This window comes from Chryseobacterium sp. P1-3, assembly GCF_000738495.1.
GTDB classification, from domain to species: Bacteria; Bacteroidota; Bacteroidia; order Flavobacteriales; family Weeksellaceae; genus Chryseobacterium; species Chryseobacterium gallinarum.
The window spans coordinates 374,910-389,808 of sequence record NZ_JPEQ01000007.1; the positions used below are offsets into that span (position 1 = coordinate 374,910).

General features: G+C 37.1%; 12 protein-coding genes and 1 pseudogene. 6 read left to right on the plus strand and 7 right to left on the minus strand.

The annotated features are described in order from the left end of the window. Nucleotides 1-136: 136 nt before the first annotated feature. The 5 genes from HX13_RS10240 to HX13_RS10250 form a co-directional block, all read right to left on the minus strand. A complete protein-coding gene (locus tag HX13_RS10240; RefSeq protein ID WP_238555222.1) occupies nucleotides 137-2,656 on the minus strand; it encodes a reprolysin-like metallopeptidase in 2,520 nt (839 codons plus the stop codon). After that, on the minus strand, nucleotides 2,559-3,068 hold the full coding sequence (locus tag HX13_RS24020) for a hypothetical protein (RefSeq protein WP_238555223.1): 510 nt from the start codon (nucleotides 3,066-3,068) through the stop codon (nucleotides 2,559-2,561). Before HX13_RS24020 ends, HX13_RS10240 begins: the two co-directional genes overlap by 98 nt. A gap of 387 nt (nucleotides 3,069-3,455) precedes the next feature. Beyond that, nucleotides 3,456-3,752, minus strand: coding sequence for a DinB family protein (locus HX13_RS24025; protein WP_238555224.1), 297 nt, complete (start codon nucleotides 3,750-3,752; stop codon nucleotides 3,456-3,458). Next, on the minus strand, nucleotides 3,697-3,954 hold the full coding sequence (locus HX13_RS24030; protein ID WP_238555225.1) for a DinB family protein: 258 nt from the start codon (nucleotides 3,952-3,954) through the stop codon (nucleotides 3,697-3,699). The genes HX13_RS24025 and HX13_RS24030 overlap by 56 nt, the downstream gene beginning before the upstream one ends. 17 nt (nucleotides 3,955-3,971) lie before the next feature. Beyond that, nucleotides 3,972-5,111 (minus strand): acyl-CoA dehydrogenase family protein, encoded by a 1,140-nt coding sequence (locus HX13_RS10250; protein ID WP_027372239.1) that lies wholly within the window; start codon nucleotides 5,109-5,111, stop codon nucleotides 3,972-3,974. Nucleotides 5,112-5,333: 222 nt separating this feature from the next. On the opposite strand from HX13_RS10250, the gene HX13_RS10255 reads away from it, so the two are divergent. The 6 genes from HX13_RS10255 to HX13_RS10280 all read left to right on the plus strand — a co-directional run bounded on the left by HX13_RS10255 (nucleotide 5,334) and on the right by HX13_RS10280 (nucleotide 12,403). Next, a complete protein-coding gene (locus HX13_RS10255) occupies nucleotides 5,334-7,193 on the plus strand; it encodes an endonuclease (protein ID WP_238555226.1) in 1,860 nt (619 codons plus the stop codon). 280 nt (nucleotides 7,194-7,473) lie between these two features. Further along, the gene (locus HX13_RS10260) at nucleotides 7,474-8,079 is read left to right on the plus strand and encodes a SatD family protein (RefSeq protein ID WP_050020991.1); all 606 of its coding nucleotides are present in this window, start codon (nucleotides 7,474-7,476) and stop codon (nucleotides 8,077-8,079) included. 3 nt (nucleotides 8,080-8,082) lie between these two features. After that, the gene (locus HX13_RS10265) at nucleotides 8,083-8,778 is read left to right on the plus strand and encodes a DUF3307 domain-containing protein (RefSeq protein WP_050020992.1); all 696 of its coding nucleotides are present in this window, start codon (nucleotides 8,083-8,085) and stop codon (nucleotides 8,776-8,778) included. A 36-nt stretch (nucleotides 8,779-8,814) separates the two neighbouring features. Further along, nucleotides 8,815-9,537, plus strand: coding sequence for a phosphoribosylaminoimidazolesuccinocarboxamide synthase (purC, locus tag HX13_RS10270; protein WP_050020993.1), 723 nt, complete (start codon nucleotides 8,815-8,817; stop codon nucleotides 9,535-9,537). A gap of 262 nt (nucleotides 9,538-9,799) precedes the next feature. After that, the gene (purF, locus tag HX13_RS10275) at nucleotides 9,800-11,299 is read left to right on the plus strand and encodes an amidophosphoribosyltransferase (RefSeq protein ID WP_050020994.1); all 1,500 of its coding nucleotides are present in this window, start codon (nucleotides 9,800-9,802) and stop codon (nucleotides 11,297-11,299) included. A gap of 84 nt (nucleotides 11,300-11,383) precedes the next feature. Further along, the gene (locus HX13_RS10280) at nucleotides 11,384-12,403 is read left to right on the plus strand and encodes a glycerophosphodiester phosphodiesterase family protein (RefSeq protein WP_238555227.1); all 1,020 of its coding nucleotides are present in this window, start codon (nucleotides 11,384-11,386) and stop codon (nucleotides 12,401-12,403) included. A 181-nt stretch (nucleotides 12,404-12,584) separates the two neighbouring features. On the opposite strand, the gene HX13_RS10285 is transcribed toward HX13_RS10280, so the two are convergent. Together HX13_RS10285 and HX13_RS10290 are read right to left on the minus strand one after the other, a co-directional pair. Then, the gene (locus HX13_RS10285; protein WP_128572340.1) at nucleotides 12,585-13,283 is read right to left on the minus strand and encodes a porin family protein; all 699 of its coding nucleotides are present in this window, start codon (nucleotides 13,281-13,283) and stop codon (nucleotides 12,585-12,587) included. Nucleotides 13,284-14,121: 838 nt separating this feature from the next. Then, nucleotides 14,122-14,707: pseudogene (locus tag HX13_RS10290) on the minus strand (porin family protein). Nucleotides 14,708-14,899: the final 192 nt, after the last annotated feature.

Below are 14,899 nucleotides of genomic sequence, written 5' to 3' on the forward strand. Positions count from 1 at the left end.
ATGGGGTTGTAGACTTCTATTTTGGGTATTTATATAGCATGGAAAATTTTATCCGGATAAATTGGGAGTATTAAATTTCATCATAAAAAAGGCTGCCCGGACGGGCAGCCTTTCACATCGTTTAATGATAAGGTTATTAATTTTTGATAAATCTCTTTGTTGTTTCTCCGATTTGAATCATATAAGCTCCTTTTACAAGGTTATTTACATTTACTGATCCTCTTTGAAGTTTTCCGGAATCAATTAGTTTTCCACCCATATCGAAGATTTTATAATCTTCAGATGACGTATTTGAAATATATAATTGATCTTTTACAGGGTTTGGATACAGCTTAATATCTGTGATCAGGTTATTGGTGTTCGAGATATCTCCTTTTCCTGAAGAAACGATATTCAGGGTATAATCTTCAACCTGTCCATACGTATAGGCTTCACAAGATGAAGTAGGAATGCTGCTGTATTTCATCATTACCCGCATTCTCGTTGTTCCAAGAGTAGCTGTTGACGGGATCGTAATGGAACCAGTTACAGGTGATGTTGTAGATCCAGCTTTTGACCAGGCAAGCTCACCGCTGTCTGTGAAATCTCCGTCACCGTTATAATCAATATATACAGCATAAGCCTCGCTATATTTTGTGGAAGTCCACACAGGAGTTATAGAAAGGGTATAGGCTGTTCCTCTGGTAACATTGGTAGAGATTGCAGTAAAGTTCTCATAGCCGGCTGTTCCTGTTGAAGTATTGTTGATAGTTCCGAATTTAACATTTCCGATTCTTTCATCAGCAGTATTGGATGCTGAAGAAGAACAATAGCTGACTGTTCCTCCCGAAAGCGTTGTAACATTTACGGTATTGCTTGAAGAAGAAGCGTTTCCTGCTGCATCTTTAGCTTTAACAGAGAAAGTGTAAGTGGTAGATGGAGTCAATCCGGTAACCGTATACGTTGTAGAAGCAGTAGAACCGATTAATGAAGTGCCCTGGTATACATCATAGCCAGTCACCCCAACATTGTCTGTGGCTCCGGACCAGGAAAGATTAGTGCTGGTAGCAGTAGTTCCTGAAGCTGCAAGAGTAGGCGCAGTAGGTGCGGTAGTGTCCGGAGTTCCTGAACCTGCATTCACTGTAATATTGGCATTATTTACATCAAAGAAGATATGATTAGACCCTTTTACCATGATTCTTCCGGATGTTGTGGAAGTATTAGGAATCGTTACCGCTTGTGAACCATCATTTGGAGTGCCTGCTAATAGGGTAGTCCAGGTATTTCCATTATCGGTGGACCAAAGAATATCTACGTTGGCAGCATTCACATTGTTTGCTGTAGTTCCTGCAACATTCCAGGTAATGGTTTGTGAGCTTCCTCCTGTATAAGTTGTTGCGGAGTTTTGAGAAGTTACACTAAATGGACCGGCAGTACCGTTTACAGTGATTACCGCATCATCAGAATTGTTTCCCGAACCTCCGGCTCTGTTATCGCGTACCGTAAATCTGAAATTAAGAGTCCTGGCCACTGATGAAAGAGCTTCAACAGTAATTTCTGAGCCTGCAGTAGTAGTCGCCCCGTTTAAGATGGATGCCATCCTTGGGAAATATCTTGTAGGAGATGCAGTAGGTGTCCAGGATCTGAAATTAGGCCCGGATGTTTTGGTTGCACTTGCAGCGGAACTCGACCCGGTCTGAGAAGATGATGCATTATCCATCTGTTCCCAGATGTACGTTAGAGAATCCCCGTCAGCATCTGTTCCTGTTCCGGTCAGCATAAACGGTGTCCCTTTCGGAATGGTATAATCCAGGCCTGCATTAGCGGTAGGGATTGAATTTCCTGTACTGGTGTTTACGGAACAGGTTTTTGCCTTAATATTGTTTGTGATTTGCTGAATACTGATGGCATGGAAAAATGCATCTGAGTGAGGCTGGATATCCTGGCTTGTGATTCCTGCATACCCCATAATGGTAGAACCCGAACCCGGTTCCATATTGGCTCCTGTGCCTTCATTGCTCATTGAGAAAGTATGATTTCCTCCGAATTGGTGTCCCATTTCGTGAGCTACGTAATCAATATCAAAATTATCTCCTGAAGGAATGGCATCTGCCGGAGAAGTATAACCGCTTCCTTTAGATCCGTTAACACAGATACAGCCTATGCAGCCTGCATTACCTCCACCTCCGGATGCACCGAATAAATGACCGATGTCATAATTGGCTTCTCCGATTACGGAAGTTAAAGTGCTTTGAAGTTGTGAATTCCAGTTGTTCATTCCTGAAGATGGAGAATAAGGATCTGTAGAAGCGTTGGTATAAATAACAGCATCATTATTGGCAATGAGTACCATTCTTGCAGCAAAGTCTTTTTCAAAGACTCCGTTTACGCGGGTCATCGTATTGTTCATTGCTGCTAAAGCCTGAGCTTTTGTCCCTCCAAAATAAGCCGTATATTCTCCCGTGCAGGATAATGCCAGCCTGAAGGTTCTTAATTTGGAATCATCTGCATTAGGTCTTGCGGCAAGGGCTGAACTGGCAGCGCCTTTCTGTGCTACATCTATTACAGAGCATTCAAATTTACTGAGGTCGTCTTTTTTTATCCGATTTTCTATAAACCACGTACGTGGAAAGATCTTTAGAGTAAGGCTCGATGAATACAGCTGATCTGTCGCCATATATTTCCATTGAGGATAGTCCTAGCGGAGAAACACTGAAATATACCGTTGAATTTGGGTCTTCAAGTCCTTGGCCGATATAGGATTTGATATCCGGATATTTTGCAGCCAATTCAGGGGTAAAGTTGGAATTCTCTCTCACTTTGAAATTTTCCATTTTTCCTTGAGAATTTGGAAAGGAAATAATGAGTTCCGATTTTTCGCCAACTGCCAGTCTTTTGGGAGCCTTTGCCAGAGCATTTTTCAATCCGTTGATATCCAGGTTGTATACCTTTGGATTGTTGATTCCGGATTTGTTTTCAAAGATCTCTGATGAGGTTCTTTTAGAAGTTTCGGACCAAAGGCGGTCAGTTTGTGCGAAAGAAACACCCGTAATGAGAAGCATTCCGATCAGGGTTAGTTGTTTTTTCATATTAATTATTTGTTTTAATTGTGGAATATCAAAGCTAATAAAAAATATATTACGAAAAACGAAATTATTTAAGAAAAATTCTGAGTATATGTTTAATGTATTATGCAATGCATTAAATTTAATTGAAAACTGCCTTCAATACACGAAAAATAAAACACTGTCATTTGATTTATTTTATAGAAATTTAAAAATAAGATGAAATTTTATTTAATTTCTATAAATGAGACAATAATATTTTTGATTTTTTTCAGAATTAACGAACTAATTATTGTGTCGCATTAGCATTTCTTCTTCCGTTGTAATGGTATAAAACAGCCGGACCTGATAACAAAAAAGCTGTTTCGAAGAGTGAAACAGCTTAATGAGTTGCTATAAAATAGTTTTCAGTTACATTTTATCATCAGCAGTAGGTCCGTAAAGCCCGGGAACTTTATTGCCGGTTGATCTTAAATAGACCACAAGCTCTCCTCTGTGATGATACAAATGATTATACAGAAAGCCTCTAACCACCTGAATCCTTGGGGAAGGAGGAAAAAGCACATTTCCATGCATCTCCATTTTCCATTCATTGAAATAAGTGGCTTCGTCAGAGTTTTCAAGCGCGTGCTGTGCTTTGGCAACATTTTCTTCAAATTTTTGTAAGGATATTTTCAGCTTTGGAAATATCTCCTTTGTCGTATTCATATTTTCCCATATCAAAAGTATCCTGGTTGAAAGTGGGTTCATACCAGTTGTATACTTCAGCAATATGAGAAGCCAGTTGGGCAGTCGTCCAGTTTTTTTCAGACGGTTTCCAGTCCAGGGCGCTGTCAGGAATTGCTTTCAAAATTTTTCTGGTGTTTTCTGCTTCATGCAGAAATTCACCTAAAAGTGCCTGTTTAATCATTTGTTTTAAATTTTAGTTTATTTTGTGATATCTCTTCCGATCACCAGTCGCTGGATTTCAGAAGTACCTTCTCCAATAGTGCAAAGTTTGGAATCTCTGTAGAATTTCTCAGCAGGGAAGTCCTTGGTGTATCCATAGCCACCAAAAATCTGAACGGCATTATTGGCAATCCTTACGCAAGCTTCAGAAGCATATAATTTGGCCATTGCCCCTTCTTTAGTCATTTTTTGTTTGGCATTTTTCAGTGTGGCTGCTCTCTGGATAAGCAGTTCCGCAGCATCAATTTCCGTTGCCATATCGGCAAGCATAAAGTTGATTGCCTGGAATTCAGAGATTGCCTTCCCAAACTGGTGTCTTTCTTTAGCATATTTTAAAGCGGCTTTGTAAGCGCCTCTTGCAGTACCCAAGCTTAAAGCCGCAATAGAGATTCTTCCTCCATCCAAAATCTTCATAGCTTGTTTGAAGCCTTCACCTACTTCACCTAAACGGTGTGAATCCGGAACACGTACATTGTCGAAAATAAGCTCTGCCGTTTCTGAAGCACGCATACCTAATTTATTTTCTTTTTTCCCGGAAGTAAAACCAGGCATTCCTTTTTCCAAAACAAAAGCTGTAGAATTGTTTTTAGCACCTTTTTCCCCTGTTCTTGTCATCACAACGGCAATATCTCCCGAAATGGCATGGGTAATAAAGTTTTTAGCTCCGTTGATGATCCAGTCATCGCCGTCTTTTACAGCTGTAGTAGACATTCCTCCGGAATCTGAACCTGTATTATGCTCCGTTAATCCCCAGGCACCGATTACTTTTCCTGAAGCCAACTGAGGAAGCCATTTATTTCTTTGTTCTTCGTTACCGAATTCATAAATATGATTGGTGCAAAGAGAATTGTGTGCTGCTACAGAAAGACCGATTGACGGATCTACCTGAGAAATCTCGTCAAGGATTGTAACATATTCATGATATCCCAAACCAGAGCCTCCATATTGCTCAGGAACTACAACACCCATAAAACCCATTTCTCCCAGTTGGTGAAATAAATCTTTAGGGAATGTCTGGCTCTCATCCCATTCCATTATATTCGGACGGATATTCTTCTCTGCAAATTCTCTAGCTGTCTCCGCTATCATTTTGATGTTGTCAATAGTCTCTGTATTCATATAGATAATAGTTAGTTCCCAAAGATAAATAAATTGATGGAATGCTAAAAGAATTTATTTTATCCATAATATTTTAGACGCAAAATTTTTAGTTTTCAATTTTTTATATTTTAAAAAATTAATGTTTTCGTAATAAAATTTCAAGAGCTATGCGTTTTTTTATTTACTATTTTAGTTTCCCCAAATTTTAAGGCATGAAAAAAAATTCTACTCCCTGTTATTTTGATTTCTTCTTATCTGTCTGCACAGGCACCTCCCGGATATTACAATGGCACTGCCGGACTTACCGGTTATGCTTTGAAATCAAAACTTCATGATATTATTGCAGAGAAAACAATCAGCTGGCATTATGGTGATCTTCCCGGATACTATAACCAGACGGATCTGGATGTTTACTACGATCATAACCCTTCCAATAATACTACTTTTCTGCTGGATATCTATTCAGAAGTACCATCAGGCCCTGATGCTTATGAATACACCTCAGCGCAGCTAATATCCTCCTCAGGCGGGGAAGGAATGGGATATAACAGGGAACATATGATGCCGCAAAGTACATTTAACAGTAATTATCCGATGTATTCCGATTTGTTTTATGTAATTCCCACGGATGCAAAGATCAATCAGTTGAGAAGCAATTATCCTTATGGGATTTCCAGCACGTTACCTGCCAACATAGCTTATACTTTCACCAATAGCTCCAAGATAGGTACGAGTATGATTCCGAATTTGCCATATACAGGCAACGTTTACGAACCTATTGATGAGTTTAAGGGAGATATAGCAAGATCTTTATTGTATTTTGCAGTAAGGTATGAAGGAAAACTGGGTACTTTCAAATACAATACGAATGCAAATCCCGCTTTAGATGTAAATCCACTTGACGGTACAGAAGAAAGGGCATTTGAGCCCGCTTATCTGGCTATGCTCCTTCAATGGCATCAGCAGGATCCTGTATCACCAAGGGAAATTGACAGAAATAATGCAGTATATGCAATCCAGAAAAACAGGAATCCTTTTATAGATAACCCTGCCTGGATTAATGCCATCTGGAGCCAGACTCCGGATACCATTGCTCCCCAGGCTCCCTCCAACCTAACCTCCACACAAATCAGCGCTTATTTTTCTAATTTGAGCTGGACTCCCAGCCCCGATGCAGATGTAATTGGTTATAAGGTGTATCAGAACGGTACCTTAGTTGCTGCTACAAAAGGCACGTCTGTTACCATTGATCACCTTAGTCCTTCTACAACGTATAATTATACGGTAAAAGCATATGACAATGGTTATCTGCTTTCACCGGACAGCAATATTCTTCCTGTCACTACATTAGCTTCGGATTCGTATGCTAAAGATCTCTTTATTTCAAAATACCTGGAAGGGTCAACTAACGGTAACAAAGCGATCGAAATCACCAATAAAACAGGTCATTCCGTCAATTTAAGTGATTATAAATTGTCTATTCAGCTGCAGGGAAGCAATAACAGTCATTATTTTCCTGCTCCTTTTGAAATGGAAGGGGTAGTTCAGAATAATGAAACTTTTGTTGTTTTAAATCCGTCGGCCAGCTTTTCTTGCTATACGAATGATCAGGCAAAGTTTGTAACAGCTGCCCCCCAGATGACCTTTTATGGATATAATTACCTTGAATTGAGATACAAGTCTGTAACAATAGATGCATTGGGTATGGCAGGGCAAAATAATTCTACAGCTTTAAAAGATGTTTCTTTGTATAGAAAAGCTTCTATCAACCAACCGGCGAGTACTTTCAATCTTAATGAATGGGAGGCTTATCCTACGGATTATTGTCAGAACCTTGGCGGAACATTGTCAACTTCAGAACTAATCACTTCTGCAGACAAAGTCCTGAAAATATACCCGAATCCGGTATACGACAACCTTTTTGTAAGCGGAGACCCTGAAAAGATAAAAACTGCCCAGGTCATTGACCTTTCAGGAAAAGTGATCTATACAGAGAAAAATCCGTTCAGAAACAAAAAAAATATTTCTATGCAGGGAATTCCTGCAGGGACATACTTTCTGAGGCTTGATGACAAAGTAGAGCAGTTTATTAAGAAATAGAGCAAGAAATTGTCTATACAAACCCTGATAAACTATAAAACTATTATGGTTTTTTATTAGAGAAATATAAGCTTCTTACATGAAAAGAATTAAAAGGTAAGTTAATATTTCATCTGTCATGAAAATTTTTAATTTATTTTGTCTTTTTGTGATTTAAATCAGGCTTAAAAACCGTATGTTTACAGTATCATCGATATAAGCAGATTCACTAATAATCAATATCTATAAGTGTTTCTGCTTATATTTTTTATTTATAAGTAATTATGCTTATATTTGCAGTATGATAGCGGTCATTACCGGTGATATTATAAATTCACAGCATGCGGATACTGAAGTTTGGATAACCAAACTTAAAAATCTTCTCGAAACCTGGGGAAGCGCTCCTCATACATGGGAAATTTACAGAGGGGATGAATTTCAGTTCAAATGTGGTATAGATGATGTTTTCTGGCATTTTCTTGCCATAAAATCCCTTATTAAAAGCCAGGAAAATCTTGATGTAAGAATGGCTATCGGTATCGGTGAAGAAAGTTTTTCTTCGGAAAAGATTACCGAATCCAACGGAACGGCCTATGTGAATTCCGGAAGATTGCTGAACGACCTTAAAAATGACGGACATACCGTTGCGATCAAAACTTCCAATGACTCTGTTGACAGAGACCTTAATATTCTTCTGAAATGGTCATCCAAAGATTTTGATAACTGGACGATGGCTACTGCAGAAATTATCCATGAAATGATTATGAACCAGGACATTACCCAGGAAGATCTCGCCAGGAGATTTGCTATTTCACAGTCTTCAATAAGCCAGAGACTGAAACGAGCCAACTATGAGCTCATCGTGGAAACCAACCAGTATTTTAGAAAGAAAATCTCAGAACTTTAAAGCATGATCTTCATCAAACTCATATTGGCACATCTACTCGGAGATTTTATACTTCAGCCAAATTCATGGGTTGCGGATAAGGAAAACCATAAACTGAAAAGTGCATTTTTATATTTTCATGTTTTGATTCACACTGTTTTAAGTCTTATTTTCCTTTGGGATCTACGGCTTTGGTGGGTGGCTATGCTGGTGGGAGTAACTCATTTCATTATTGATGCTGCCAAGCTGACGTTTCAAAATGTGAAAACAAAGAAAAGATGGTTTTTCATAGACCAGCTGCTGCATATTCTGGTAATTGGAGGTATTTCTTTTTATTTCAGAGAATTCAGTTTCGGTTTTTTACAAAATCAGGAATTTTTAAAGATATTGATGGCTGCTTTGTTTCTGACAACTCCGGCTTCCATTTTTATCAAAATACTATTATCATCCTGGACACCCGCTCCGGATGGTCCCAATACTATTCAGACCGAATCTTTAACAAGTGCCGGAAAATATATAGGAATTTTAGAACGCCTTCTGGTATTTACTTTTATTATGGTAAATCACTGGGAAGGGGTAGGTTTCATGGTTGCCGCCAAGTCTGTTTTCAGATTCAGCGACCTTGCACAGGCAAAACAAAGAAAGCTTACAGAATATGTTCTTATCGGAACGCTCCTGAGTTTTGGATTGGCTGTTTTAACAGGGATAATAATTAAATAAATCAATAAATCTAACTACAATTTAGAAAGTAAAATTATGAGTCAAAAGAAAGAAATGTTGTACGAGGGGAAAGCGAAACAAGTATTTGCTACCGATAATCCTGATGAAGTAGTAGTACGTTTCAAAGACGATGCTACAGCATTTAATGCTCAAAAAAAAGGTCAGGTTGACCTGAAAGGAGAAATGAATAACGCCATCACTACTCTTATTTTTGAATATTTAAATGAAAAAGGGATCAAAACTCATTTCATCAAACAATTAAACGAAAGAGAACAGCTGGTAAGAAAAGTATCCATTATTCCTCTGGAAATGGTGGTAAGAAACTATTCTGCAGGCAGTATGGCCCAAAGATTAGGAGTAGAGGAAGGCATTAAATCTCCGGTAACGATCTTCGATATTTGTTATAAAAAAGACGAATTGGGAGATCCGCTTATCAATGATCACCATGCGGTTTTCCTGGGAGCGGCTACTTATGAAGAGCTTGACGAAATGTATGAGCTGACTTCTGATATCAACGAAATCCTTATCGATCTTTTTGATAAAATCAATATCATTTTAGTGGATTTCAAAATTGAATTAGGTAAAACTTCCGACGGAGAAATTATTTTAGCTGATGAAATTTCTCCCGATACCTGCAGACTTTGGGATAAAGATACAATGAAGAAACTTGATAAAGACAGATTCAGAAGAGATTTAGGAGAAGTAACGGAGGCGTATGTGGAAATCTACAACCGTCTTAAAAATTTACTTGGTAAATAAACTTAGAAATTAGAAGTTAGTTATAGAACTTAATATCAAATTCACACCGGATAGAAATTGGAAGGTTGGAGTAAGTCTATGGGTTCAGTAAAAGAATTGATTTGAATTTTATTTCTGAAGAAAAATTATTCCTCTAAAAGTAATAGGACCTTTAGCTGAAAATGATTTATTCATTAAAACAAGTTTAAAAATATAATTGAAGTTAACTTAGATTAATTTCTAACATCTAATATCTAACTTCTAATCATTAGAAAAAATAGAAATGAAAAGTTTAGACATTCATAAAAGTGAATATTTAAAACAATTTGAAAACCAGACTTATGGCAGAAACCTTTTTAGAACACAAGAAGAGGAAAGGTTAGATGCACCCAATGAAGAGTGTGGTATCTTCGGATTGTATTCAGATAATGATCTTGATACATTTTCTCTTTCACAGTTCGGTCTTTTTGCTTTGCAGCACAGAGGTCAGGAGGCTTGTGGGATTTCCGTTTTAAAGGATGGGAAAATCACCAATATGAAAGATGAAGGACTGGTTCTCGACGTGTATAAAGACATTAAGGAACCTGCAACTTTTATGGGAAATTCTGCAATCGGGCATACCCGTTATACCACGGCAGGAGATAAAAAGAAATATAATTTCCAGCCATTTTTCGCGAAAAACGAATATGACCAGATTATACTTTCTATAGCACACAACGGTAACCTGACCAACGCGAAAGAACTTAAAGCAGAACTGGAAGCGGAAGGTGTTGTTTTCAGGGCTACTTCCGATTCTGAAGTAATCCTGAGATTAATCCAGAAAAACCTGGACCTTGGACTTCGTGGAGCTATTAAGGCAACGATGGAGAAAATCGAGGGAGCTTATTCTGTAGTAGGAATGACAAGAAATAAATTCTTTGCTTTCCGGGATTTTAACGGAATCCGCCCATTGGTTTTAGGAGCTATTGATGAGAAGTCCTATGTTGTTGCTTCAGAATCTGTAGCATTAGACGCTGTAGGAGCACAGTATGTGCGGAATATTCTTCCGGGGGAAATTATCTATACCAACGAAAATGAACCTGGAAAGCTGCATTCATATATGATGGATGAAAAGAAAGGGAAGCAAAGAATCTGCTCTTTTGAATACATCTATTTTGCAAGACCTGACTCTACTCTGGAAAATATTAATGTATATGAGATCAGAGAAAAATCAGGAGAAAAAATCTGGGAACAAGCACCTGTAGAAGCCGATTTGGTAATCGGAGTGCCGGATTCCGGAGTTCCTGCTGCCATTGGGTTCTCAAAAGCTTCAGGAATCCCTTTCCGTCCTGTTTTGATTAAAAACAGATACATCGGAAGAAGCTTTATTGTTCCTACACAGGAAATGAGAGAAAGAGTAGTAAACCTTAAGCTGAACCCGATTATTTCAGAAATGAAAGATAAAAGAGTGGTTATTATTGATGACTCTATTGTCAGGGGGACTACTTCCAAGAGATTGGTTAAAATCCTGAAAGACGCGGGGGTAAAAGAGATCCACTTCAGAAGTGTTTCTCCGCCTATTATTGCTCCGTGTTATCTGGGAATTGATACTCCATCAAAAGATGATCTGATCTCAGCGAATATGACTACAGAAGAACTTAAAAACTATTTAGGAGTAGATTCTTTAGAGTTTTTAAGCATAGACAACCTGAAAGAAATTTTAGGATCTTCCAATCACTGCTTTGGGTGCTTCACAGAAGAATATCCGGTAGGAAAAGGAGAAGAGATAGAATTATTCAACTAATTGTTATATACAATAGCATAAGAGCCGGGTATTACCTGGCTCTTTTTTATTTTCAGATCCGTGTTAAAAAATATTTACATTAATGTGATAAAGCTTAATATTCCTGTAGTATATAGCCGTGGGGTAAGTTTTAATTTTATCAGATTAAAATTCCAGGATATGAAAATTGCTTTTTTTTCGGGTATTATACTTGTATTTACGCAGCTTTGTCAGGCACAGTCTTTTGATACACAGGCTCATCGGGGTGGAAAATCCCTGTATCCTGAAAATACAATTCCGGCGATGAAGAATGCTTTAAAAATGAACGTTACCACGCTGGAAATGGATTTGGCAATTACCAGAGATAAGCAGGTGATTCTTTCCCATGACGCTTTTCTTTCACCGGAATTGGTAACAAAAGCTGATGGAAGCTATATTCCAAAAGATTCCGGGTTTTATTATAAAATTTATGATATGCCCTATACCAGGATCCAGACCTTTGATGTAGGGCTAAAAAAGCTGGATCATTATCCCGACCAAAAGAAAATAAAAGTTCAAAAGCCACTCTTTTCATCGGTAATAGATGAATGTGAAGCTTATTCCCGTGCATTGAAAAGACCGTTACCTTTTTATAATATAGAAACAAAAACCCGGCCTTTCTCAGATAATATCTTTCATCCGGAGCCTGAAGAGTTTGTAGACCTGATGATGAAAATCATTCTGGAGAAAGGAATCCAGGACCGTGTTATCATTCAGTCTTTTGATCCCAGGACGCTCGAAATTATCCATAGAGAGTATCCTGCGGTTATGACTGCTTTACTGGTGGAAAAAGTAGATGATAAAAAATTGGCTGAGCAACGGGCTAATTTCAAAAATATACCTTTGGAGCGGTTTAAATTATATCCTGATCATCTAAGTGGAGTAGCCGGAGATATGAAGTTTCTGAGCTTTACTCCTACGATCTATAGTCCTGACCATCGTCTTATAACGCCTGAATTGGTAAGGGAATGTCATGCCCTGGGTATGAAAGTGATCCCATGGACAGTGAATTCAAAAGAAAGATTACAGGAGCTGAAGGATATGGGAATAGATGGGGTGATTAGTGATGACCCAAGAATATTTTAAAACCAAGGTTTGGAAAAGAATTCTGTGCTGTGGGTTTGAACTGGAGAAGGAACAGTTACGAAAATCATCGTTTTCTTATTCTACCTGAGGCCAATTAAAATAAATCGCCGGAAGAATTTCTTCCGGCGATTTTATACAATGCATTAGTATGCATTTAAGTTAAAAAATTGGTTTCTTTTGATTAGAACTTATAGTTCAGGCCTAATTGGAAAACTCTGTTGTTGTTTTCAGCAGCAGGTCTGCTCTTATCGATCTTTGTCAAGCTATTTACATATCTTGCGCTGATTCCGATATTGTTAGTAATGTCATACCCTAAACCAAGACCTAACCCGAAGTTGAATTTGTTGATTTGATCTTTATCCACATCTTCAGAGTGGGATTGAGTGGTTGTAGTAGTAATACCTCCTGTAGTAGTAGTTCTTGTTACATCACCTTTATTTTTACCATTGATGAAATAACTGAATTCAGGACCTGCTTCTACATAAAACTTCTCTGTAGGTCTCATTTGAACCATTAAAGGAACAGAGATATAATTCATTGTTACTTTATCCTGTATTTTTACAGTTCCGTTTTCAATAGGAGTAGAAGAGATTACGTCTCTTGCCCCCATTTGGTTATATAAAACCTCCGGTTGGATACTGAATTGTTTAGAAACCGGAATATTTACGAATGCTCCTGCATGGAATCCTAATTTCTGGCTATTCATACCGAATTTTTGCGCACTGAAATAAGCTGAGTTACCTCCTGCTTTAATACCGAATCTTACAGGCTGTACATCTTTTTTTAAGAGCAGATGTAGTAGTTGTAGTTGTTGTTTTTTATTTCTTGAGTTTCCTGAGCGAAAGCTAATGTACCAGCAGTTAATGCCAATCCTAAAAATAACTTATTCATAATTTTATTTTTAATTTTACTATTTGCTTCTTTAGTTTGCAAAATGCTTGCCAAACTAAAAAAAACCTTGAATAGAAGCTGTTTGACAAAGGTTTTGAGCTTTGAAAAAAAGATTAATTTATTCAGGTTTTAATAAAATATTTCAACACATATTGAATATTTAAGGTAAATTTTAAGTTAAATATTCGTTTAATTTATAAATATGTCTTATTTGAACTTTATAAGCCGGTTTATTCTTAAAACTGAACTAAACAGAAATTGAACTATTACATCAGTCGGATTTCGAAATCTTCATAATTTAAAGCATATCAATATCAACACTGTATTATCCCCGAATTTTGAGTTTACCCCAAAAATTCAATAAAAGTGAAAAGGTCAGACTTAAAAAACTAAGCCCGACCTTTTCTATTGAAATCAAAATGTATTACTTATGATGTCTCCGAAATCTCTTCCAAAAACAAAACTGAATTAAGGATATGATTTAAAATAACTGATTCGTTTGAATAAAACGATGTGTATTAAAAAAATGATAAAACGGAGTTGTTAAATGGAGAATCGGAGAGAGGGTACAATTAATTTACAAACCGCAAATTTCTTGCCAAAATAGCAGGTGAGTTTTAAAATTTGAGAGCTAAGCATAACAAGTTCTCAGGATGATATGCCTGGAAAATGAAATAATGTTGATTCATTTTTGCTCCAAATAGGATACTGAACATCTTTTATTGCCATTCCAATTTAACAGGCATCTGCAGGTGGTGTTAAAACAAAATATCAGATTAAAATTTTAATCTGATATTGTTTATTGAGTTAAAAATGATTAAAAACTATTAGAATTTATAAGCTAAACCAAGCTGGAACACTCCGTTCTTAGAAGAGTCACCTCCGATTCTGTTTTTCGCTATATCTGTTAGTCCTGCAACGTATCTTACATTAACTCCGATGTTAGGAGTAAAATAGTATCCTGCACCAAGTCCAAGTCCGAAATCAAAAAGTTTTGTGTGCATCCTTTGCATCAATAGAACCTGATGGATATTTAACCTTTGAGTTTATCAGGAAGCTAAATTGAGGTCCTGCCTCTAAATATAAATTAGGCAATGCGTTATATTGGAACATTACCGGTACTGCAATATAATCTAAATTTAATTTGACATCGCTGTTTGCTTTTGCTTTTGCTCCCATACCGCTGTACAATACTTCCGGCTGTACAGAGAAATCCTGAGCTACAGGAATATTGGCAAATACACCACCGTAAAATCCTGCTTTTGAATTCATATCAGAGTTTGATACGCTGGAAATATTAAGACCTGCTTTTAAACCAAATCTAACTGGTGATGAAGCTGTATTAGTAGAAGTCTTTTGTGCGAAAGCCAATGTACCCGCTGTAAGAGCAAGGCCTAAAAAAATCTTTTTCATAAGATATTTAATTTATAGTTATTTTAAGTTTTGTTTAACATTTTCTTTATTAGCAAACATTGTGCCAAATACATTTTTTTAATTATTGGGTTGTTAACCAATGTCTTTATTTAGTGGAAATAATTAAGGGTTTAACAGAAATCGTTTAATATCTATAAATATTTTTTCTTTATAATTTGTAAATTATTAACA